Annotated in this window: 17 protein-coding genes; 5 read left to right on the top strand and 12 right to left on the bottom strand. The window is 68.1% G+C overall.

Annotation, left to right across the window (positions count from 1 at the left end; genetic code table 11):
• Positions 1-482: 482 nt before the first annotated feature.
• Entirely contained in the window at positions 483-938 is a 456-nt protein-coding gene (locus ACFYYF_RS13580) for a hypothetical protein (RefSeq protein ID WP_388774877.1), read from the bottom strand.
• Positions 939-1,181: 243 nt separating this feature from the next.
• The gene (locus ACFYYF_RS13585; protein ID WP_388774880.1) at positions 1,182-1,379 is read right to left on the bottom strand and encodes a hypothetical protein; all 198 of its coding nucleotides are present in this window, start codon (positions 1,377-1,379) and stop codon (positions 1,182-1,184) included.
• A 168-nt stretch (positions 1,380-1,547) separates the two neighbouring features.
• Here ACFYYF_RS13585 and ACFYYF_RS13590 point away from each other — a divergent pair, with 168 nt between their 5' ends.
• Positions 1,548-2,588 (top strand): MerR family transcriptional regulator, encoded by a 1,041-nt coding sequence (locus ACFYYF_RS13590; RefSeq protein ID WP_388774882.1) that lies wholly within the window; start codon positions 1,548-1,550, stop codon positions 2,586-2,588.
• A 95-nt stretch (positions 2,589-2,683) separates the two neighbouring features.
• Here ACFYYF_RS13590 and ACFYYF_RS13595 read toward each other — a convergent pair whose 3' ends face one another.
• The 3 genes from ACFYYF_RS13595 to ACFYYF_RS13605 all read right to left on the bottom strand — a co-directional run bounded on the left by ACFYYF_RS13595 (position 2,684) and on the right by ACFYYF_RS13605 (position 6,424).
• On the bottom strand, positions 2,684-3,592 hold the full coding sequence (locus ACFYYF_RS13595) for a hypothetical protein (protein WP_388774885.1): 909 nt from the start codon (positions 3,590-3,592) through the stop codon (positions 2,684-2,686).
• Between the two features lie 565 nt (positions 3,593-4,157).
• Entirely contained in the window at positions 4,158-4,391 is a 234-nt protein-coding gene (locus ACFYYF_RS13600) for a hypothetical protein (RefSeq protein ID WP_388774887.1), read from the bottom strand.
• 689 nt (positions 4,392-5,080) lie between these two features.
• Positions 5,081-6,424 carry a glycosyltransferase gene (locus ACFYYF_RS13605; RefSeq protein WP_388774890.1) on the bottom strand — a complete coding sequence of 448 codons (1,344 nt, stop codon included), beginning with the start codon at positions 6,422-6,424 and terminating at the stop codon, positions 5,081-5,083.
• A gap of 327 nt (positions 6,425-6,751) precedes the next feature.
• On the opposite strand from ACFYYF_RS13605, the gene ACFYYF_RS13610 reads away from it, so the two are divergent.
• The 3 genes from ACFYYF_RS13610 to ACFYYF_RS13620 all read left to right on the top strand — a co-directional run bounded on the left by ACFYYF_RS13610 (position 6,752) and on the right by ACFYYF_RS13620 (position 10,264).
• Positions 6,752-8,668 (top strand): glycosyltransferase family 4 protein, encoded by a 1,917-nt coding sequence (locus ACFYYF_RS13610; protein ID WP_388774892.1) that lies wholly within the window; start codon positions 6,752-6,754, stop codon positions 8,666-8,668.
• A gap of 309 nt (positions 8,669-8,977) precedes the next feature.
• A complete protein-coding gene (locus ACFYYF_RS13615; protein ID WP_388774895.1) occupies positions 8,978-9,619 on the top strand; it encodes a sigma-70 family RNA polymerase sigma factor in 642 nt (213 codons plus the stop codon).
• 63 nt (positions 9,620-9,682) lie between these two features.
• Positions 9,683-10,264: a DUF4383 domain-containing protein gene (locus tag ACFYYF_RS13620; protein ID WP_388774897.1), complete on the top strand. Its 582-nt coding sequence runs from the start codon at positions 9,683-9,685 to the stop codon at positions 10,262-10,264.
• 256 nt (positions 10,265-10,520) lie between these two features.
• On the opposite strand, the gene ACFYYF_RS13625 is transcribed toward ACFYYF_RS13620, so the two are convergent.
• The 5 genes from ACFYYF_RS13625 to ACFYYF_RS13645 form a co-directional block, all read right to left on the bottom strand.
• Positions 10,521-10,916 (bottom strand): DUF2267 domain-containing protein, encoded by a 396-nt coding sequence (locus ACFYYF_RS13625; protein ID WP_388775711.1) that lies wholly within the window; start codon positions 10,914-10,916, stop codon positions 10,521-10,523.
• Positions 10,917-11,020: 104 nt separating this feature from the next.
• The gene (locus tag ACFYYF_RS13630; protein WP_388774899.1) at positions 11,021-11,452 is read right to left on the bottom strand and encodes an Hsp20/alpha crystallin family protein; all 432 of its coding nucleotides are present in this window, start codon (positions 11,450-11,452) and stop codon (positions 11,021-11,023) included.
• Positions 11,453-13,686: 2,234 nt separating this feature from the next.
• Entirely contained in the window at positions 13,687-14,640 is a 954-nt protein-coding gene (locus tag ACFYYF_RS13635; protein ID WP_388774902.1) for a TIGR03557 family F420-dependent LLM class oxidoreductase, read from the bottom strand.
• 239 nt (positions 14,641-14,879) lie between these two features.
• A complete protein-coding gene (locus ACFYYF_RS13640; RefSeq protein WP_388774905.1) occupies positions 14,880-15,038 on the bottom strand; it encodes a hypothetical protein in 159 nt (52 codons plus the stop codon).
• A 63-nt stretch (positions 15,039-15,101) separates the two neighbouring features.
• Positions 15,102-15,842, bottom strand: a complete 741-nt coding sequence (locus ACFYYF_RS13645; protein ID WP_388774907.1) for a GAF and ANTAR domain-containing protein — start codon at positions 15,840-15,842, stop codon at positions 15,102-15,104.
• Positions 15,843-16,115: 273 nt separating this feature from the next.
• On the opposite strand from ACFYYF_RS13645, the gene ACFYYF_RS13650 reads away from it, so the two are divergent.
• The gene (locus ACFYYF_RS13650; RefSeq protein ID WP_388774910.1) at positions 16,116-16,385 is read left to right on the top strand and encodes a hypothetical protein; all 270 of its coding nucleotides are present in this window, start codon (positions 16,116-16,118) and stop codon (positions 16,383-16,385) included.
• A gap of 349 nt (positions 16,386-16,734) precedes the next feature.
• Here ACFYYF_RS13650 and tkt read toward each other — a convergent pair whose 3' ends face one another.
• On the bottom strand, positions 16,735-18,960 hold the full coding sequence (gene tkt, locus ACFYYF_RS13655) for a transketolase (RefSeq protein ID WP_388774913.1): 2,226 nt from the start codon (positions 18,958-18,960) through the stop codon (positions 16,735-16,737).
• A gap of 151 nt (positions 18,961-19,111) precedes the next feature.
• Positions 19,112-20,755, bottom strand: coding sequence for a transaldolase (gene tal, locus ACFYYF_RS13660; protein WP_388774915.1), 1,644 nt, complete (start codon positions 20,753-20,755; stop codon positions 19,112-19,114).
• Between the last annotated feature and the right edge of the window lie 773 nt (positions 20,756-21,528).

Consider the following 21,528-nt stretch of genomic DNA (forward strand, 5'->3'; position numbering starts at 1 on the left):
CCACCTCCGCTGGCCACCACACCCCGGCCTCAACCCCCCCAGGGTCCTAACACAGGTGTTTTGGTTGGGGGCCCCGGGGGGGGGGCGGGGGGGGGGCCCCCCCCCCCCCGACGGGTCGTTCTACCGGCGGCCGGCCGAGCGGATGGGACGGGACTGGCCGGGTCCGCTTGACCGCGGTCGACCACGTCCGCCCGCTGATCACCTGGATGGGCGCTGTCATCCGCATGCGCCAGAAAGTGGGGACAATCTCCGGGCACGGCGACGACCTAGGGTGGGTCCGGCAGGAGCATCAGCCTGTGGCAGTGGCGGGCGGGCTGCGGGTGCAGGGTGCTGGCGTCCCCCGCACGCCTCCGCTTCTTCGAAGGCCGCCGCCTACCCCTGAGAGCCCAGAAACCAACCGCGACCGAGAAGGACCGAGGAACATTGCCGCGGCGATCACCGTAGCGACGAACCGGTTCCCTCCGACTCCGCGGCGAGATCTGCTACGCCTCGGCGTGGACGATGGTGTCAGAACCTTCCGCGGCCACAACACGGATTCCTTCCTCTTCGTCGCAGAGGAGTGACGCGCGGCGCACACGCATCTCCCACTGGGGTGGCCACCGGGTCGTGTCGTCCCAGAGGATTCCGTCCAGCAGCAGCCCGTCCAGATGGGCGTTGGTGAGATCTGCGCCGACGAAATCGTTGCTGGCCCGCTCGACTTCGGCGACAGCCTTCGACAGAGCAATGGCCGCTTCGCAGCCGCGGGCCAGATCGTCGATCAGGGCCTGGGCGATGGCGTTGACCCCGAACAGGTATGAGCGGCCGGCGGTTTCGAGAGCTTCGACGGTTGGAGCGTGTTCTTCGTCCAACAGTTCCCGAATGTTGTGGAGTTCGCCGACAAGCCGTTCGGCAGGGTTGGCAAGTGTCTCCTCCACCGCTCCCACGATCACAGGCTCCATGCCGCACTCTTCCCTTTGCCAACGAGCACCCGGTTCTCCCGCGTGCACCACAACAGTGCTGATTTCTCATCCAGTTGTGAATTCGGCTGGTCACGCGGGTGCGGTACTGCATGGTGGTCCCCCAGGCGCATCACGCAGAGTCTTCGGCGGCGAACCGGCCTTGCTGCAGGGGCAGAGCTGCTGGTGGGCCGGCTCGCCGTGCTCTGTCGCACCGTCCGGGCTGAGGCCGCCAGGGCATTCGGTTCAACTGTCCTCCGCCTCGATGGTGGCGGTGCCCGCGCTGCTCGTTTCCGCGGTCGCGTTCGAGCAGGTGAGGTCGGCCCACTCCGGTCGCCCCTTGCAGGTGCCGGTGTCGGTACCGGTGCCGGTGGCCGACCAGAGGCGGTGGACAGTGGTGCCGCCGTCGGTGCCGTTGGACAGCGGGGCGGACTCGGTGATCACTCGGACACTGCATCCATCCAACAACGCATTGCCGAAGAGGCTGTACCAGCGGAGCGGTTCCGAAATCGAGGAGGCTCTGTGATGACCTGCTGCCGATGCCAGCACGATCCTGCCACGGGCGGATCGCGATTCCTGCATAGCCCCCGCCCGCAGTGACTCCGAAGACCCATGGAACTGAGTGCCCATGAGAGGGGGAGGGCCACAGATCCGGGAGTGAGCACAGGCTTTCTGGCGCGGAAGGTTGGGGTGTCGCCCACGACGCTGCGCTCATGGGATCGGCGATATGGTCTAGGACCGGCGGTGCGAACGGACGGCCGGCATCGCCGGTGGTCACCCGAAGATGTCGCCATGGTCGAGGAGATGTGCAGACTGACTGCAGAGGGCATGCCTCCCGCAGAGGCCGCCGGCGCCGCGAAGAAGGTGGCCGCGCTCCGTCGGGCGGTCGCGGCTTCCACGGCCACCACCTCGCAGCCTGCCGGACTCGAAAGCGCGGAGCGATCGTCGGTGACGTCGCCTCCACCTCCCAAAAGGGGCGCTTCGAGGTCGGGTACCGGAATGCCGTTGGGCAGCAACGTGCGCCAGGAATGTCGGGGGCTGGCGCGGGCCGCTGTACGTCTGAACGCTCTCGCCGTACAGAAACAGTTGACGGCCGCGGTCCTGACACACGGCCTCACCACGGCATGGGAAGAGGTGATGGTACCGACCCTGCAGGCGGCAGGACGCAAGTGGGAGTCGTCTGGCGATCGCTACATCGAAATCGAGCACCTCCTGTCCTGGCACATCTCCGCCACTCTGCGGGGTGTGTATGCCTCCTCGATGGGATATCGACGGGACGACATCTCGCACGTTCTGCTTGCCGGCGTGCCAGGTGAGACGCATACCCTCCCCCTGGAGGCGCTCAGTGCGGTGCTGGCGGAAAAGGCAGTGCCGGTCTTGATGCTCGGTGGGGCCGTTCCGCCAGAGGCACTCATGGCGGCAGTCAGTCGCGTGGGCCCTTCGGCAGTAGTCCTGTGGTCTCAGTCTCGGTCCACGGTGAACCTCCCGCTGGCCAGTCACGTCGCCGCGAGACGCTCGACAGCGCGGGGATCACACAGGCAGAACCATGTTCTGCTGAGCGGGCCCGGCTGGGACGGGTGCTCGGAGCCAGGACTACTCCGTCCGCAGCACCTGACCGAAGCGCTCCAGATGATTGCCACGTTGGAAAACTAGCTGCCTGTTCTCTATCCGTTCCCGGGGTCGGACATGCTCGAACGGGCTTCTGGCTCAAGTGAGTTGATGATCGACTCAGCAGGCCAGGGCCACGTTCAGGGGCGCAACAAGGTGACCGTGCCCGCGGCTGGAGTCTGCTCACCGACCTTAACAACGAAGCGCGAGGCGCCGTTCCTGGCGACCACCTCCATGACAGCCCCTAGGCTTGGCACCGGCGCGTCAAGTCGCACCGCAATGCCGACCACAGCGGACGGCAGTGCTCCCTGATAGAGCAGTGTCGCCTGCCTCCCGGCCTCCATGACCGCTAGTGCCGGCAGCAGCGCAGGGCGGCCGGGGAGGAGCACGGGGTGTCCAGGGTCGCAGGGGGCAATCACGAGTCGCCCCTGTGCTCCACGCGCGATCAGCACGTCCGGTTCGGCTGAAGCTCCCACGGCTGCCGGGGCGGGACGCAGAAGGCTGAGAGGCAGTGGTGTTGAGGCCGCTTCCGTTCCAGGGCATGAGGCGTGGACCAGCATCATGCGGCAGGTGCCGAAGCGTGTGCCGGCGCCAAAGAATTCGGCGGTCAGGCAATACGCGGCGACAGCGCCCTCTCTTGCGACGAGATCACTGACCGTGACGCGTACCAGTACGTGCGTCGCGGCACCGCGCTCGATCGGTTGCGTTCTGGGGTCTACTCCCAGGCTCACCGCGGAAGGCTGGAGTCGGCCGACTCCGGCGTCCTGGAGATACAACAGCTCCAGGACGGCGGCGAGCTGACGGGTCGACTCAGCCATGAGCAGGGGATGATGCGTCACCGCGAGCGCGCGCTCGTTCAGCGCATGCCATCGAGGCCATTGACACAGGGCTTCGTAGTAGCGGCTTCCGCGTCGGCTCAGCGATTCGACCAGCATCGCCGACATCGACTGCAGCCCCAGGTCGTCCCATGCCGGCGGTGTACCGGGCTTCATGCACTGCTTGGCCGGAACGTCCTTGATGTCACTGTCACTGCTGAGCAGTACCGTCACCGAGCTCGTCTCCAGGTAATCATGTCCCGCATCATCGTCTTCTCGATCGGCGAGCCAGGCTTGCGCAGATCGCAGACGCGGGCGGCGCCCGTCATGTTGCTCTGTTTCGCCCCGTGTTGACCGGATGGACGCACGGCCTGCAAGGGTCGTACCCGAGGCCACCCAACGCCCGTTGCGCGGGCCGACCGCCCGCGCGAGAGGCAGGACGTCGCCGCACCCGCCCCGGTCCGCTTCCGTTTGACCCACGCTGCGGCCTCTCCGAGAAATGGCGAGCCGCCGCGCTCGCCACAGTCCCTTCTGCGTTCCGGTACGTTCCCGGTCCGGCGCCCCGGCCGACTGCCCCTGTTGAACGGAACGTGCAGGTGTCAGACGGACCGGCATCGGCCCCGGTCTGAGCGGCCATCGAGGCCGTGACTGGGCTCCGGATGCCTCCTCTTCTTCCGCGAGTTCGATGGGCTGCTGCTGCGGATGCCCGCAGAGGCCCCCAGCCCTGCTGGGGCAGGCCGGGCGGCGGGTAGGAAGCCGGGCTTCCTCTGCTTCGGGTTGAGGCGGTGTACCCGGTCGGTCAGCGGTCGACCCCCGCGGAATCGCTCTTCTCGTAGTTGGCCAGCGCAAGCCCGAGGGCGAAGAAGGTGGGCGCCCACTCCCCCACGAAGATTCCCCAGCGGTCGGCCCGCTCCAGATTCTCCTGCTTGTTGGACGCCAGCCACGAGACGAGCGAAAGGCCGATGGAGCCGAAGGCCGCGGCGTAGGCGTGCTCACTCTCGACGCCCGCCTCGTGCAGCTTCTTCACGATCATGAGTTTTCCTCTCGCCAGTGAGATCAGCACCCTATTTGGAGGTGCTTTGACCCCTTTTCCGGCCTCGTGGCTCTCCTGGATGCGAGGAGAAGGGCACATACTTTGCTCCGCGGTCGAGCACACCGGCATTCCCTGGAATGAGGCGCATTGTTTGCTGCCCGGTCCTGCCCGCTTGGGTGAACTGGCTCTGCTGAACGCGGATAAGGGGGTGCTGGTCGGGGTGACGGTGGCGGGCCGTGCGTCCCCGTCAGTGGGGTGCAGGGTCCATCCGGGGAACGGCAGGTGGGGGCTGCTCATCAGCCATGCCGGGATCGTGGTTCCGCCACGGGAGTCCTCGGCACCGCTCTGACTCTGCGGGCCGCACGAGCTGGGAGCCGCCGTGGCCGTCGCAGGCCGCGACCAGAAACGTCTCGCCCCGCGTCTCCCAGGCTTGCGGTGACGCCCCTGTCCACGCATTCGCCGCCTACGACCTCGCACAGTGCGCAAGCACGGTGCCCTGGGCCGCCGACCGACCCGGTGGGTTGGACATGTCGCCCTCTGCGTCGGCGGCGCCGCCTTCGCACCGGCCGAGTCGATGCGAAGCCATCGCCGAGCACCTGTTCACCGTCAACGCAATGGCCGCCATGGCGTTTCCGCCAGCCGCCCTGTCCTTCCTCAATCCGCACCTGATGCGTCCGCGACCATGGCCGTCACGCTGACCGAACCGGTGCCCGCTCCCGCATGACCGCGAGCAGGCGCTCGGCACCCCATCGGGGCCCGCGCTCACAGACCTGGTCGGCCAGCTCGGCAACCCGTGGGCCGGCCGTGATCGACAATGCCTCGAGGGCGTCACCGATCTCGGCCGGCCCTGCGGCGTTCGGATCGGCGACCACACCCGCGCCCGAGCGCTCCGCGTCGCGTGCGACGGAGAACTGATCGCTGGAAAAGGGCAGGACCAGGGCCGGGACGCCCGCCCGGACGCACTCCGTGAAAGAGTTGTTGCCGCCGTGGTGGACCATCAGGTCGACGTGTTCGAGCAACGCCTGCTGGGGCACCGACGGCATCACCGCGGCCCGCTCTCCCGCCAGGTCTGCAAGTCGGTGGGACCGCCCGCCCGCCGCGACGACGACCGCGGCGTCCTGCATGTGGTCCAGTACGCCGTGCACGACAGTGCGCAGCACGTCGTCCCGAGCGGACAGGAAGGTGCCGAGGGCCACGAGAACGATGCGCCGGCCCTCCCCCCGAAGCGCTTCAAGGCGTTTGCGCCATGCATCGTCCAGGCGCGAGGAAGGCGTCACGGTGTGGCCGGCGAAGAGGGACACCGGGCCCGGCGCCGGGCGGGGGAGCCAGGGAAACGCCGGATAGGAGTAGAGGACCGCGTAGGGCGACGTCAGGCCGAACGCCCTGGCGGGGGTCGGCCGGTCCTGGGCGCGCCGATGGACGAATTCGCCGAACAATGCGGTGAACAGCCTGTCGTTCTCTCGCGCGGCGGACAGGAGTTCGGGCAGTTCCGCGGGGCCGGGACACAGCGCGTGGGGCCAGTCGTAGGGCACCCCGAAGTAGGCGTCCGGTCCGGACAGAACATAGCTGGGGTGTCCGGGGCAGAACGTCGCGTACGGCACTCCCAGGCAGTGCAGTGCGAGCGTCACGGGATAGCTGAGCTGGTCGACCAGGTACCAGTCGGGCCTCAGTCGCGAGTCCAGGGCGGCCAGTTCGTCGAGTACGCCGTCCGGGTCGGCCAGCATGTCGCTTCGCCGGTGACGCGCCTGAGTGACCAGGGTGCGCACCGGGCCCTGGCGCGTCGCTTCGAGGAATTCGACGAGGCGGGCCGCCTCCTCGGCGTCCTGGTGCGTCTCCTCCGCGACACCGGTGTTGGCGTTCCTGGTCACCGCCAGGGGCACGAAGTGGGCAGCCGCGTCCCTGGCCAGCCACTCGAAGGATGGGGTGCAGGCGAACCAGACCTCCGCGCCGTTCTCCCGCAGTGCCCGGCTGAGCTCGGCCAGCGGTCGGGCATGCGACAGGAACGGTGGACTGACGACCACGATGCGTGGCATGAATCCCCTTCGGTCCCTGCGCGCCCAGCGGCCCGGGTGCGGAGGACAGCATCGTAACCACGCTCGCGGTACGGAATCCGTGTCGTGAGCCGTCGCCCAAGGGTGCATCCGCTCAGTGGTCGGGCGGTGAAACACGGTGGTCAGCTCTCAGACATCCAGATAAGGATGATCATGTCCACCGTCTCCTCGGCACACACCGTGGCGCCCGTGCGGCCGGCCGGCGTCATCGAACCCGTCGACTCCGACCCTCTGGTGGCGGCGCGGGAGCGGTTCTTCGCCAGCTCCGCGGGCACCAGAGCGTACCGGAGCGCTGAGGTACGGGCCTCCGTGGGCAGCGAACTGCTGCAGCTGATGGAGGCTGAGTACGGGCCGCTGCCGTGGCTCGTGACAGCAAGCGGTGAACCGACACTCGACCGGAACGACGCCGCCGTCGCGTCCTTGCGCAGGGCGTGCAGGCTCGCCGTACCGCTGAGTCCAGAGGCACTCCTCGCCCACACCCGAGGTGGCCCGCGCCTCGAGGCAGTCGTCGCCGAGATGTGGCCAGGAGCGGTGCAGTGGCACGGCAGGGAACACGCCGAGGCACTTTTGCGGAACCTGCTGATGACCGCATCGGACACGGCCACTTCAGCGTTCTTCCTGAACCTGGCGGTAGCGGCCGAGCTGTGTCCCCTTACCGCCTCTGAGGCCGCCGAGCTGGCGGACTCGACGAAGGACCGGACGGTACGCCACGCCGCCTGGCGTTATCTGTACCTGCTCCCTGACGGCCCCGGACGACTTCCCGACCCCTCTGCGGCGGAGGATGTCTACGAGCGGCTGCTGATCGTGCCTCCCACCGTGCCCATCGACTGGGACGATGCCCGCCCGGGCAAGCTCATCGCGCAGACAATGCTCTTGGGCCGGTTGGACAGACCTGGCGAGGGGCTGAGCGGCGGGCTCTCGGTGTTGCTCGGCGGGCTCGGTGACCGGCTCGCCGTCGCAGAAGGAATCGCGGGCGTCGTCACTCTGGTCACGGCCGGACATGACGATCTCGAACGGGATCCTCGCACGGCCTTTGAGCGCGCCCCCGGCCATTGGGTACTGCGGCTTCCCGTCGACTCCGCAGGGCCACCGTCACCATCCGGCATCGCCCTTCACCGCCCGGCGCTCGCCTGGTGGGCAGCACTGCTGCTGGGCAACATGACGCGACCACTCGACATATTGCATGTGCGCTACGCGGACGACGGCAGTCTGGCCATGGCGCAGGCGGCGGCACGGGTCGGTGCGCGTCTGGTCTTCACCGCCGCTCCCGACCCGCACCGGCACCTGGCCGACCGCCATGCCCACCGCGCCCCCTTCCTCGACGCAGGGGCCGCGGAGGAACTCCGCCACGACCTGCACCGTATCTTCGTCGCAGACCGTCTGGTCGACCGCGCGGATGCGGTCGTGGCCATTCCCGGGCAGGGCGGCACGCAGGAGCTCGTACGGCATTTCCCGGTGTTGGCCGGGCTGAACGACGGTACGGGGCCGTCCGCGATCCCCGAGGGCATCGCCCCCTATCGCCCTGCTCCCGACGAGGGCGAGCAGCGTGAGGCGCTTTTGTCCGCGCTGTACGCCGGCGGGCATCGGTCGCACGCCCTGGACCCTGCAGAGCGCCACCTCCCGTTGCTGCTCAATGTGGGCCGTCTGCATCCGGTGAAGCAGCAAGACCTTCTGGTCCAAGCTTGGCTGGCCACGGAGGCGTACATGACGACCACCTTGGTGCTGATCGGCGGCGGTCCGCCGCCAGGCACAGCCGCCGAGAACGCCATGCGCGCTCGAATCCGTTCCCTTCTGCTCGGCCACCCGCGAGCGCGGTCCCGCTTCGCGCTCCTTCCGGCGCTGCCCAACGAGAGCGTCCGCCGACTGCAACGAGCCCTTGCGGACCCGGAGAACGGCCCACGGGCCTGGTACGTGTGTCCCAGTGTCAAAGAGGAGTTCGGGATCGCCGTCCTGGAGGCGATGGAGGCGGGACTGCCGGCGGCAGGGCCGGGCCGGGGCGGGGTCACGCACTACCTGCGGGACGGTGTGAACGGCATCCTGCTCGACACATCGAGTACGGCCGGCTTGGCGAAGGGACTGCGCAGAATGGCGGCCCTGCCCGAGAGGGACCGAAGGCGTTTCGCCCGAGCGGGGCGCGACGTTGTCACCGCCCGCTACTCGATCGATGTGATGGCGAATGCGCTGGCCCGGCAGTACGGCGCGGTGAGGAAGGCTGACCGACCCTGACGAGGGCTCACGCCCACGACTCACGTGCGTGCGGCGCAGTTGTCTGTATCGCTTCTTCACGCGGATGAGCGGTACTACCCCGCGAGGCCGTGCTCATCCCTCGTGACCAGGAGTCGGCGCCCGCCAAGAGATCACAAATACGATGCACAGTCGATGCGTGTTGCCTGCTGCATCGATATTTCGGATGGTGGCAGAGCGGGAATCGCCCCGCGCGAACCGATGCGCCAGGCACACCAGACGGCACGGCCCTGCAGTGGTCGCCTCCGTCGGAGGAATGGCGTGATCCGCCCTGTTCGAGGAGCAGTCGCCATGACCTCACAGCAGATGACAGAGCAGCCCCTGGAGGGTGCGCCGCTCGCGGCTCCCGTTCAGGAGTCTCTTCGTGAGAAGGAACTCGCCTCGGCGTTCGCCCGGGGCGACGAGCAGGCCCTGTCCGGGGCGTACAACCGATGGGGTGGCCTGGTGTACACCCTGGCGTGGCGCTCTCTCGGCGACACGGCCGAGGCGGAGGACGTCAGGCAGGTGGTGTTCCTCGCCGCGTGGCGGGGGCGGGCCGGCTTCACACCCGAACGTGGCGCCCTGGGCGCGTGGATCGTCGGAATCACCCGGCGCAAGATCGCCGACGCGTTGCACGCCAGGACACGCCGGGCCGACCTGGTGGCGGCAGCGGGGGCCGTCGTGAGCACGCGGGATCGCCCCAGTGAGCCCGACGCGGTGCTGGACCGCGTGCTTATACGTCACGAGCTGTCGAAGCTCCCGGCGGTCCAGCGGCACGTGCTCAGCCTCGCCTACTACAACGACCTCACACAGACCCAGATTGCCCAGGTCACCGGCTTGCCACTGGGAACTGTCAAGAGCCACACCCGTCGCGGGCTGCACGGGCTGAACCGTTGCCTCCAAGAGGTCGGCGAGGACCGCCCCCGTGCGCGGCCCCTCCAAGCGGACGGCTGATCGTCAGGCCAGCCCGACGATCAGGTACGCCAAAAGCTACTTCATATGAAGAGGAGACGAGCGATGAAGCTTCAAGACGAACTTCCAATCGACCACCACCTGGCCAGCGTCTACCGGTGGGGTTCCGCGTTTTGCGGGGTGGTCCTGCTCGTCTTCGGCAGCCTCGGCTTCGCCGACGAGCTCAGTCCGTTCGACACGAACGGGAACGTCGCGGGCATGTCGACCAACGGCGCCCTGAGCCTGATCTCCGTGTTCGTCGGTGTGGTCCTGATTGCCGGCGCCGTCGTCGGAGGCAACATCGCCTCCACGCTCAACATGACGGTGGGAACCCTGTTCCTGCTCAGCGGATTCGTCCACGTCTTCATCCTCGACCGGCCCGCGAACATCCTCGACTTCGGCATGACCAACATCGTCTTCAGCTTCGTCATGGGCCTGGTGATCCTGACGTTCGGCATGTACGGGCGCGTGTCGAGCAAGCTGTCCCACGACAATCCGTACTGGCGGCGCCGTCATCCGCGCGAGGCCGCCCGGGAGTCCCTCGCCCGACGCCGGCAGCCGGCTCCCGCGGGGGCGCTGCCGGCGGGCACGGAACGGACTGCCCTGCAGGGACCGGCCGGATCTCCCGGCTCGCGACACAGCCGGTGAAGGGGTCCTGCCTGGACGGATACATGCGGCGCCGAAAAGTACCCGGACGTATCCGTTCAGGCAGGACTTGCGCCGATCCCTGGACGCTCATGCACCATTTCTGAGTCGTGGTCAGATCTCAGTATTCCGGGCATTTCTTGCCGGAAGGTCCGTCACATCACCAGCGTGTGAGGGGCTCGGCCTGAGAACGGTCTCCCGTTTCCTTCTGCTTCCGGGGCGAGAGGGCTGTGCCACCTGCCCGCCTCGCCACTGGTGGTCAGGTGGGTTGGAGGCGGCCGAAGAGGAGGTCGTAGCCGGCGGGGAGCTGGAGCAGGATCTGCCCCAGTAGGTCGTCGCCGGCGGCGTCGGCGGCCGTGGACAGCACGGCGCTGACGTCCCAGGTAGCGGTCTGCTCGGTGGCGCCCTCGATCCAGGCCGCGGTCGCCCGCACGAAACGCTCCGGCGGCAGCGGCTCGGCGCTTTGCAGTGGGTTGAGCAGGATCAGGGCGAATTCATCCGGCAGGCGTGCCGCGAGCAGGGCGCGAACTTCGCCGACCAGGTGTGCGCCAAGCAGGGCGAGTACCACACGGGCCGCACGCTCGGCTTCATCCACAGTGCCGTACTCACCGCGTTCCTTGACGTGATCGAGGAACGCTTCGCGTCGCAGTGTCATCTCGACCGCCACCCCTTTCTTGTTCTTCAAACCGCCGGAGGCGGCACGGAGGGCGGGGTGAGGGGGAGATCAGATGCCCGTCCTCCGCGCCGGTCAGGCCGGTGTCAGCCGGAGATCTCCTTGTGGCCGGCCCCGACGGCGATGGAGATCTTGCGGGGCTTGGCGCGCTCGGCGATCGGGATGCGCAGGGTGAGCACGCCCGCGTCGTAGTCGGCCTCAATGTGCTCGGTGTCGAGGGTGTCGGCGAGCACGATCTGGCGGGAGAAGGCGCCCAGCGGCCGTTCGGACAGTTCCATCTGCACATCGTCGGCCTTCGCCACCGGCCGGCGCTCGGCCTTGACAGTGAGCATGTTCCGTTCGACGTCGATGTCGATCGCGTCCGCGGTGACGCCGGGAAGGTCGAAGGCCACCACGTACTGGTCGCCCTCGCGGTAGGCGTCCATCGGCATCGCCGACGGCTTCGACCAGGTGCCCGGGCTCATCAGCTGCTGCGTCAGCCGGTCCAGCTCACGGAAGGGGTCAGTACGCATCAACATCGTGAAAACACCTCCAGCAGGTTCAGGCAGTTGCGGCCAATGCGCCTCACTGACACCGTTGTAACACGTCATCCAATGGATGACAAACATGACGTCGTCATTGCGATGACAAGCTCGGCGAGTTTGTGATCCCGGCCGTCCAACCGTCCACAACCAGCACACACCCACAGCCCGGCGCCGCTGCTCGCCGCCGCGGCCGCCCTCAACGCAATGGACGACGCCTTGCACGAAGCCCGACTGCAGGCCCCGGACACTTCCGATGCCATGCAGCGCCCAGAGCAGGCCCTCGGGTCACTGATGCTGTTGCGACAACTCCGCGAGCAGCTCGACCGGATGGGAGACCGGCCCGGTCGAAACCGCCCGCGACGCGGGCGCCAGCTGGGCCGATCTCACCCACGCCCTCGGCGTCGCCAGCCGACAGGCCACCGAACGCCGCCACCTGCCGGCCGCCCCGGCCCCGTCAGGACCACCGGCGAGCAGGGCATGAGAGTCATCCGCCAGGCCCGTGCCACCCAACCGCAGCGCCGCCTGGGCCCGCCACAAGGCGCCGACCTGCGACGCCTTGCCGGACGGTTGACTTCCTCCCCCTCCGAAAGGAGGGGATTCCCTATGCGGGGGTTCGGCCGGTCGCCCGGCTGAGGGGTTCCTGCTTCGCTGGCCATGCGTGTGCCCACGTACCGTGCGGCGTTGGTGAGGGCGAGTTCGAGGCGGTGCCAGCCCTTGTCGAGCATGGCCCGGTTCAGACCGCGTTTCGGCACGACCTGGCGGCCGGGACCGGCGATCGTGCCGGACGCCGACGCCGACATGTTCTTGATCCGCAGGTCTTCGAGGGCGACCAGGGCGTTCTTGTGGACGATACGGCTGGCGGTCGGCGTGCAGAGGTCGCCGCGCCGGTCGGTGACGCGCCCCATGATCGCGTTGATCGCGGTGATCGTCTTGAGCGGGCCGGAGCTGCCGCGTCTGGACCGTGCGAGGCGCTGTCGGGACACCGGCACCGGACCGCCTCACCGGCCGTGATGAACTCACAGTCTTCGAACCCGGCAGTACGGCACACCGGGAAAGGCCGACCACCCCCTGACCCGGGATCACACTCACGCCACGCGCGAGTGCGGGTGCCTCAGATGGCCGGTCCCAGTACGACGCACATTCGATGCACGTTGCTCCATGGAGACGGACCGCACACGTGCCTCGCTGCGGTTACACCAGCTTCAAGGAGCGGGAAGGCTTTGCGATCTGTTCCGTGCATCGCTGCCGGGAACGTCAACGCTTCGCGCCCTTCCGGGCTGCCGCCTTTCGGTACCGCGCGGACCAGTGGGACCTTGGTCCGGAACGCCTGCGGGGCGTTGCGGACCAAGGTCGCGTCACTGCTCGCCGCGGTCCACGGGGACGGATGGAGCACTGTGAGGCTTGGAGGCGTTGTCGGTGTGCGGGCGACGAGCGGACATCACAGTCTGCACGCGGAGATCCCTCCTGAACAGCGCGTCCAGACCACCGCCAGAAACAGCGGAGGCGGGCTCGAACGAGAGCTACGGGACACGCCGCACAGAGGAGAGCTACACAGACCACCAACGACGGCTGCGGGCCGCACGGCTTACTCCGCTGGGCGCGCCTCCGGTCCACAGCACAAAATCCCGCCTGCCCCAGCTCTCACCCACAAACCCGGCCTCCCAGCAACCTGTGCCTGTCACCGACCAACTAGTCGCCTCGGATGCCGAGTTGGGGTTCTGGTCTTGCGCTAGGCCGAGACCGACAATGATCAGTCCGAGTGCTGGGCTGTCGGCCGCCTTTCATGACGCGGCTGGTCGGCGGCGGCCATGTCTGTCCAGTCGGGCGTTGTCTCTGACCAGTGCCCGTCCCACCTTTGCGCCACGGGAGCCGGCACGGTCACAGCAGTCCCCGGGACCCAGTCGGGCCAACCGTTCATCGCGCTGACCAGCGAACGCACCGCCTGCCCACGCGAACGCGACGTAGTCCTCACCCGAACGACCTCATCGCGTCGCCGATCGCCTTGTCCGGCGACACGATGAAAGCGAAGCGGCTCCCATCCCCCACCCGCGGGTCGCTTCCGTCCGTTCAGCACTGCGCCCGGCTTGCAGGCCGCGGCGCTGAACAGGGCGCCGCGCACCGGTTCATGCGCGCAACAGCGAGGGGTCCGGCAGCCGACTCCGGACCCCTCGCGTCGTCTTCTGGGGCCCAGTTGCCGCCCGATCGAAGCCGGCCGGCCGTGGCTCAGTTCAGTTCAATTGGGGAAGGATCCGGGTGCGGTAGAAGTCGAAGAAGCCTTCCTGGTCAGGTCCGATCTGATTGACATAGACCTCGTCGAAGCCGGCGTCGGCGAATTGCGTTACGGCACCCAGGTGCGCATCCCTGTCGTCGCCGCAGACGACCGCGTCGGCCATCATCTCCTCCGTGACCAGAGTGGAAGCCTGCTCGAAGTGCGCAGGAGTAGGCAGGAGCTGAGCAAGTTCGCCGGGAAGCTGCTGGTTGGGCCACAGCCGATGGACGGTCTTGACGGCCTGCGCCCGGTCCGCGGCCCAGCAGACCTTCAACCCCCCGATGACGGGCTTCTGGCCGCCTCCGGCCCGGCGGAACTGCCCGACCAGGCCCTCGTCCGGGCTCATCGTCACGAATCCGTCGCCGATCCGGCCGGCCAACTCGGCTGCACGCGGCCCGAAGCCCGATACGTAGAGCGGCGGCGGCTCTGCCGGCAGCGTGTAGAGACGGGCGTTCTCCACCGTGTAGTGCCGACCCTTGTGCGTGGTCTGTTCGCCGGTGAACAGCTTCCGCATCAGCTGCACCGCTTCTTCCAGCATGTCCATGCGCTCAGACGCATCGGGCCAGGGGTCTCCCAGGATGTGCTCGTTGAGCGCCTCACCGGTGCCCAGGCCGAACCGGAAACGGCCCCTCGTCAGCACGGCTGCGGTTGCTGCGGCCTGTGCGTTGATGGCTGGATGCATCCGCACGGTGGGGCAGGTGACCAGCGTAGTGATCGGCAGCGAGCACACCTGGGACAGGGCGCCGATCATCGACCACACAAAGGAGCTCTCCCCTTGCTCGTCGTTCCACGGGTGAAAGTGGTCGGAAATCGCCAGCGCCGTGAATCCGGCCTGTTCCGCGGCGCGCGCTTGAGCGATCAATTCTGCCGGGGTGAACTCCTCGGACGAGAGGAAGTAGCCGTAGGTCGTCATGGTCGCCTCTCACCTGATGATCGGGCCGTGCCGAGCGGCGAGTACCCAGCACTTGCGAGCGTGAACGCACATTGATCCGCCCGCCGCCTCTCGCACGTGCCTCTGCAACGGGCTCCGCCGTCTGGCCCGTGTGCCGCGCCACCAACGACGCCACCGGAGCCTCGCACTCTCCTTACGATCGCAGTTCAGAAGGGTTGCGGTATGCCATCTTCGGGCGGGGCCCGGAAGTGGCGGCAGGGTCACCGGCCTCCTTCGGTGTCGGGGCGGACCGCCTCGGGCATGGCGGAGGGGGCCGATGATTTCGACGGTTCGGCGGCGAAGGTGAAGGTGATGCGGGTGCAGTCCCGGTACTCAGGGTCGACGGAGATGGTGCCGCCGCGGAACTCGACGATCTTCAAAGAGCGCTGAGGGGTACGGCGGGCTGCTGTGGTCGCTGTATCCAGCTGCTGTACAGCGGGCCCCTAGCTGCGGCGGTCGTCGTGGTCGTGAAACGGATCTTCGCCGGGCGGGGTTCGCGGTACGCCACCCGTGTCGCAGACCCGGCGGGCCACCTCACGGAGCTTGATGTTGGTCTCCTGCGAGTAGCAGCGCAGTACGTCGAACGCTTGTTGTTCGGTCAGGTCGTTGCGGCCCATGAGGATGCCCATGGCCTCGCCGATGACGTGGCGGGTGCCGATGGCATGCTCCATCTGAGCATGGGTGCGGGCGCTCGAAAACGCGATGGCCGCGTGGGAGGCAAGCAGGAGCCCGGCCTGTTCGCTGTCTGCGGTGAACGAGCCGGTCTTGCGTGAGTAGAAGTTCAGCGCCCCGAACTCCTCGGCATCGGTGAAAAGCAGGAATCCCATCATGCTTCCCACGCCCAGCTCGAAGGCCCGTGGCGCGAAGAGCGGCCAGCGTGACCCCTCCTCGGTGAGGTCGGCGATCCGAAAGACCCGCTCCCCCCGCGCGCTGTGAGCCGCGTCGAAGCACGGGCCCTGCCCCAGCTCCGCCTGGAGTCGATCACTGTCGACCACCAGAGGGTCCGTGGGGGCGAGCGTTTCCACCTCGTGGTCATGCAGCACCAGGATGCCCGCCCCATCGCAGCCCTCGACCAGTTCCACAGCCGATTCCGTGATCCTCCGCAAGGTGGCATCGAACGAATCCTGCGCCAGGAGGTCGTGTGCCATCGCTGCCAGCTTCTGCCCGAACTGTCCCCAGTCCACTTCGTCCTCCGCTTCGCATCCGGTGAGGACAAACTGATACCCGCTGTCGACAGAATCACTACCGGATCACCAATAAGTGCAGGTGAAGGCCACCGCGAGGAAGGAGGCTGCACCCGCGCGATGCGCCAGGATGCCCTCCAGCAGCGATTTGAACAAACGATCGAATTCAGAGAAGGTCGGGAGCCTGCCGCCATTCCATACAAGCAGTCTGCGCCGGCGCTCGCAGAGTGGCCTTTCCCGACAAAGGGTGCCCTGTGGGTGAAGGATGGGGGGATGGCCGATTACCTGCGCTCCGAAGACGGCTGGATAGTCCTTGATAGCCAGCAGATCGCTGTGGAGGTCGACCTAGGCATGTTGCTCCCCACCACGGGGCTATGGGGTGGCGTACTGCGCAATGTTTCACTAGGGACGGCAAGCACCCTGAGGGGCGCGGGGGTTCGATTGCGCCTGGAAAGCGGCCAGGTACGCCAGATCCGTCTTCTGACCGGCCCTCATGACGAAACGTCCGTGGCCTTCCTCGGGGAAGGAACCGCGCCGTTCTGAGCCCGGTGACGCCGTCGCGGAGCTCAACCGCTCGGTGTCTCGTGAGCCCCCTCGGCCGGCCGCAGCAGAGGCCACGGAGAAAGGGCACCCCCTCTTGAGTACACCGGACCGTCTCAGGCTCCGTCCTTCCCAGCGGGCGCGGGCCGGGTGGTCCGCCGCCAGCCGCAGTGTCCACGGCCTCGTATGGGGTTGAACCATGACGAAGCACCCGTGCTCGATGCACCCGCCCGCTATCACGATGCCGACGGCGCCCTTGTCACCAGCCCAACCCCCACGTGGCCGCGGCGGCCCTTCAGGACATCGCCGACGTCTGTCACCATCGCGGCAAGCCCCTCATGCTGCACGCCATCTAGGGGCGGTCGGGGCGGTCGCCGGTGCCGCCGCCGGTGGGGGTGGCGGCCTGCTGGTGGCCGCCGGGTCGGGGTGCCTGTTGTGTGTCGCGGATGCTGTCGCGGGCTGCCGCGGCAACCGCCTGCGCGGTGATGCCGAACTCGGTGTAGAGGCGCTGGTAGTCGGCGGAGGCGCCGTAGTGTTCCAGGCTGACGATGCGTCCGGCGTCGCCGACCACGTCACGCCACCCCTGCCCGATGGCCGCCTCGACGCTGACCCGGGCCCGCACGGCCGGAGGCAGGACGTCGTCCTGGTACTCCGTCGGCTGGACGGCGAACCACTCCCGGCACGGCATCGACACCACCCGTACCGCCAGGCCGTCCGCGGCCAGCAGGTCGCGGGCGTCGAGGGCGATGTGGACCTCGGAGCCGGTGGCGACCAGGATCACCTCGGGCAGTGTCCCGTCGGCTGCGTCGGCGAGAACGTATCCGCCGCGGGCCGCTTCCCGGGCGGGAGCGTGGGCGCCGTTGGCACGGTCCAGGACCGGCAGATTCTGCCGGGACAGGATCAGGCCGGCGGGCCGGTCGCTGTGTTCGAGGATCGTCTGCCAGCAGGCGGTGGTCTCGTTGGCATCGGCAGGCCGGACGACGTCGAGGCCAGGGATGGCGCGCAGCGCGGCAAGGTGTTCGACGGGCTGGTGGGTGGGCCCGTCCTCGCCGAGCCCGATGGAGTCGTGGGTCCAGATGTAGGTGGCGGGCAGCCGCATCAGGGCGGCCAGGCGGACGGCGGGACGCATGTAGTCGGAGAAGGTGAGGAAGGTGCCGCCGTAGGGGCGGGTCAGGCTCTGCAGGGCGATGCCGTTGAGGATTGCGCCCATGGCGTGTTCACGGATGCCGAAGTGCAGGGTCCGCCCGTAGGGGCCGCCCTTCCAGTCCTTGGTCTGGCGGTCGGCGGGAATGAAGGACGGCTCGTCGTCCATGGTGGTGTTGTTGCTGGAAGCGAGGTCGGCCGAGCCGCCCCACAGCTCCGGCAGGACCGGCGCGAGCGCGGTGAGGACCTTGCCCGAGGCGGCGCGGGTCGCCATGCCCTTGGCATCAGCGGAGAAGACCGGGAGGGCGTCGGCCCAGCCATCGGGCAATTCCTGCTTGTGCAGCCGCTCCAGCAATTCGGCGCGTCCGGGGTGGGCCTTCTGCCATGCCGCGAACGTCTCGTCCCACGCAGCGTGTGCCTGCCGGCCGCGCTCAGCTGTCTGCCGGGTGCGGGCCAAGACCTCGTCCTCGACGGTGAAGTGCGCCTTGGGGTCGAACCCCAGCAGCTTCTTCGTGGCGGCGACCTCGTCCTCGCCCAACGCGGAACCGTGTGCCTTGCCGGTGTTCTGCTTGGTCGGGGCCGGCCAGCCGATCAGGGTGCGCAACATGATCAGCGAGGGGCGGCCGGTCTCCTCCCGGGCCGCATTGATTGCGGCGAGCAGGGCGTCGACATCCTCGACGTAGCTGCCGGTCACCGTCCAGTCGACGGTCTGGACATGCCAGCCGTAGGCGGCGAAGCGGGCCGGGACGTCCTCGCTGAAAGAGACGTCGGTGTCGTCCTCGATCGAGATGTGGTTGGAGTCGTAGAAGACAGTGAGGTCGCCGAGTTCCTGGTGCCCGGCCAGCGACGCGGCCTCGGATGCGACACCTTCCATCAGGTCGCCGTCGGAGGCGACCACATAGACGTGGTGGTCGAAGGGGCTGGTGCCCGGCTCCGCGTCGGGGTCCAGCAGGCCGCGTGCGCGTCGGGCGGCCAGCGCCATGCCCACGGCGCCGGCCAAACCCTGGCCGAGCGGTCCGGTGGTGATCTCCACACCTGGGGTATGCCGATGCTCGGGGTGACCGGGGGTAGCCGAATCCCAGGTCCGGTACGCCTCCAGGTCCGACAGTTCCAGGCCGAAGCCTGCCAGGTAGAGCTGGATGTACAGGGTGAGGCTGGAGTGACCGCAGGACAGTACGAACCGGTCCCGGCCCAGCCACTGGTCATCGGCCGGGTCGTGCCGCATGACGTTGTGGAACAGCAGGTAGGCCAGCGGCGCCAGGCTCATCGCCGTGCCCGGGTGGCCGTTGCCGACCTTTTGCACCGCGTCGGCTGCCAGCAGCCGCGCGGTGTCCACCGCCCGCACGTCCACCTCGTCCCAGCCGGCCCGCTCCGCTACCGGAAACGCCAAGGAACCGTCGCGTCCTGCCGTGCTGCCGGTCTGGTCACTCGCCATGCCGTTGCTCCTTCATCAAGCCGGTGGGTGAAGAGCAGCAGAGGTCCCGTATCAGGGGTGCCTCATCACTGCCGTCCGCGTAAGGTCCGTCATCCTGCGGGCCGCGGCCATCCGCACCGCCGCGGGGAAGGTGCGGAATCAGCGCGGAGGGTCAATTGCTGGGCGCGGTCTGATGGATGAGCGCTCGGGTGACAGCCGCGGTCCGCAACTCTTCCAGGGCGGTGCTCTGCCGCTCGGCGCGTTCCAGCAGGGTGTCCAGCCACGAGGCGTCCAGGCGCCGGTCGGTGTCGGCCAGGACGCGCAGGGTGCGCCAGCCGGCTGCCTTGCCCAGGACCCCGAGGAGCATCGCTTCGGCTTCCAGGACGTCGCTGAGCGGGGAGCGGGAGAAGAGGTGACCGTTGGTCTTCAGGCGCCCTGCCTTCTCCGCGACCCAGCCCATGGCAACCTTGGTCCTATCGACGGATACTCCGAGGTCAGCCATGATCTGCGCCAGAGCGTCCCGGTCCTGCTCCACCTGACGGGCCAGGTCCGTCAGAACCGCTTCTGCCTGCTTGTCTTTGCGGGCCCCGGCGGCGCGCTGAAAGAGCTCCAGGCCACCGGTCGCACCCGTGTAGTGGTCGTTGAGGTAGATCGCCAGCAGACCGGCATCCGTCGCACCAGCGTCTGCGGCCTCGGCAGTGGAACGCATGGCCTTGTCGACCAAGGCCGCGAGCTCCACCCAGCTGGCCTCGAACTTCTCCAGCCCCTCACGCTCCAAGGTGTCCGTCACGTCCGCGAAGTCGACACCGGCCTCCTTCAGCGACGCCAGGTGGACTTCGGCGGCGGCGTAGTCCTCGGCCTTCGGCGCGCGGGCGAGCACGGTGCCGTGGTCGGCGAACGCGGTCAGCGTGGCGCCGGGCATGGTGTTGACCGTGCCGGCGATGACCAGGTCGCTGACGTACATCGTGTCCGGGTAGTCCGGGTTCTTCACGCCGGTGGACGCCCACAAGGGGCGCTGGACGTTCGCCCCGGCCGCGGCCAGGCGCCGCCAGCGCGCCCCGGCCACCACCTGCTCGTACACCTGGTACGCCAGCCGGGCGTTGGCGACCGCGGCCTTGCCCTTCAGCGCCTGGGCCCGTGGGCTGTCCGCCGCGTCGAGACGGCGGTCGACCTCGGTGTCGACACGCGAGACGAAGAACGAGGCCACCGAGTGGATCCCCGACAGGTCAAGCCCTGCCTCCAGCGCCCGCTCCAGACCGGTCTGGTAGGCGTCCATCACCTCCAGGTACCGATCCAGGGAGAAGATCAGCGTGACGTTGACGCTGATCCCCCGGGCGACAGCACCGGTGATCGCGGTCAGTCCCTCACTCGTCGCCGGAATCTTCACGAACAGGTTCGGCTCCCCCACCGTCTCCCACAGCTTCACCGCCTGCGTGCCCGTGGCATCGGCATCACGGGCCAACCTCGGATCGACCTCGATCGAGACCCGCCCGTCCACCCCGCCGCTGCTCCGGTAGACCTCCCTCAACGCACGGCAGCCCTCGCGCACGTCGTCAGTGGTCAGCGCGAAGACTGCCTCGTCAACCTCCTCGCCTCGTGCGCCAAGGCGCGCCAGCTGATCGCTGTACCGATCACCCTTCGACAGCGCCGAGGCAAAGATCGTGGGATTCGTGGTGACCCCGACTACGTGCTTGCCGGCGATCAAGCTATTCAGCTCGCCACCGGCCAGCAGCTCGCGGGACAGGTCGTCCAGCCACACCGACACTCCTGCAGCGGACAACTCGGCGAGCGGATTGGACGAGGTGGAAACAGACACGCGAAACCTCCAATGTGGGGCGGGATCGCCCAGCCGCACGGCCCACGTACTGAAGTCGGGAGCAGACTCACGCAGCGACGACACCTAGTACTCCCGGGTCTCCGATTTCTCCCGCCTCACTCACCGAAGCCCGGACTTGGAATTCCCAGCGGAATGATCTTCGAGGTGGCTGGATGGCTCCGGAAGTGGTGATCCGGGGTTTGGGGCGGCTCGGCCGAAGCCCCGGCATGTTGAGGACGAGTGCGGGCGACGATCGAACCGCTGTTGCCAATGATCGAGCGCCGCACTCGCTGTCCCGGGCGCAAACGGCATCCGGACGGCTGGTGTTCCAGGGCATTCTGTTCGCCGTTTGGGAGCAGTCTGGCGTGCCTGACCGAAGATGCGGCTGATGACCGGCTACCGCCGGTCATCAGGTGTTCTCTAGGTGCTGCGACTCAAGAACACGGTGTCCTGTGGGGCCGGCGGTCGACGTCAGAACGTGACCCGAAGACTGGCGGTGCTTTCCCCGAAGTCCCGGCACTTTGCCGGTGATGGCACGGATGCGTGGGCCGGCTCGACCCGCGAACGCAGCAACCGCGATCCGCCTTTCCGCCGACCCGAGGAGCAGAGATGAAAGCCGTCGTGATCAGGACGTTCGGAGACCCCGATGGCTTGGAGATCGTTGATGTTCCCGTGCCACCTCCGCAGGCCTGCTCTCCCTCGCCGTCGCCTACGCCCGCCACCGCCACGCCGCTACCGACCGGGAACCGGGGATGCCCCGTGGATGACGGAGC

This window comes from Streptomyces sp. NPDC001914, assembly GCF_042891215.1.
GTDB lineage: Bacteria > Actinomycetota > Actinomycetes > Streptomycetales > Streptomycetaceae > Streptomyces.

Excerpts from the sequence above, each read along its gene's own strand:
- ACFYYF_RS13600 (WP_388774887.1), bottom strand. The coding sequence starts at position 4,391 with ATGATCGTGAAGAAGCTGCACGAGGCGGGCGTCGAGAGTGAGCACGCC.
- ACFYYF_RS13650 (WP_388774910.1), top strand. The coding sequence starts at position 16,116 with ATGGCCGATTACCTGCGCTCCGAAGACGGCTGGATAGTCCTTGATAGC.
- ACFYYF_RS13580 (WP_388774877.1), bottom strand. The coding sequence starts at position 938 with ATGGAGCCTGTGATCGTGGGAGCGGTGGAGGAGACACTTGCCAACCCT.
- ACFYYF_RS13620 (WP_388774897.1), top strand. The coding sequence starts at position 9,683 with ATGAAGCTTCAAGACGAACTTCCAATCGACCACCACCTGGCCAGCGTC.
- ACFYYF_RS13635 (WP_388774902.1), bottom strand. The coding sequence starts at position 14,640 with ATGACGACCTACGGCTACTTCCTCTCGTCCGAGGAGTTCACCCCGGCA.
- ACFYYF_RS13590 (WP_388774882.1), top strand. The coding sequence starts at position 1,548 with ATGGAACTGAGTGCCCATGAGAGGGGGAGGGCCACAGATCCGGGAGTG.
- tkt (WP_388774913.1), bottom strand. The coding sequence starts at position 18,960 with ATGGCGAGTGACCAGACCGGCAGCACGGCAGGACGCGACGGTTCCTTG.
- ACFYYF_RS13605 (WP_388774890.1), bottom strand. The coding sequence starts at position 6,424 with ATGCCACGCATCGTGGTCGTCAGTCCACCGTTCCTGTCGCATGCCCGA.
- ACFYYF_RS13625 (WP_388775711.1), bottom strand. The coding sequence starts at position 10,916 with ATGACACTGCGACGCGAAGCGTTCCTCGATCACGTCAAGGAACGCGGT.
- ACFYYF_RS13630 (WP_388774899.1), bottom strand. The coding sequence starts at position 11,452 with ATGTTGATGCGTACTGACCCCTTCCGTGAGCTGGACCGGCTGACGCAG.
- ACFYYF_RS13615 (WP_388774895.1), top strand. The coding sequence starts at position 8,978 with ATGACCTCACAGCAGATGACAGAGCAGCCCCTGGAGGGTGCGCCGCTC.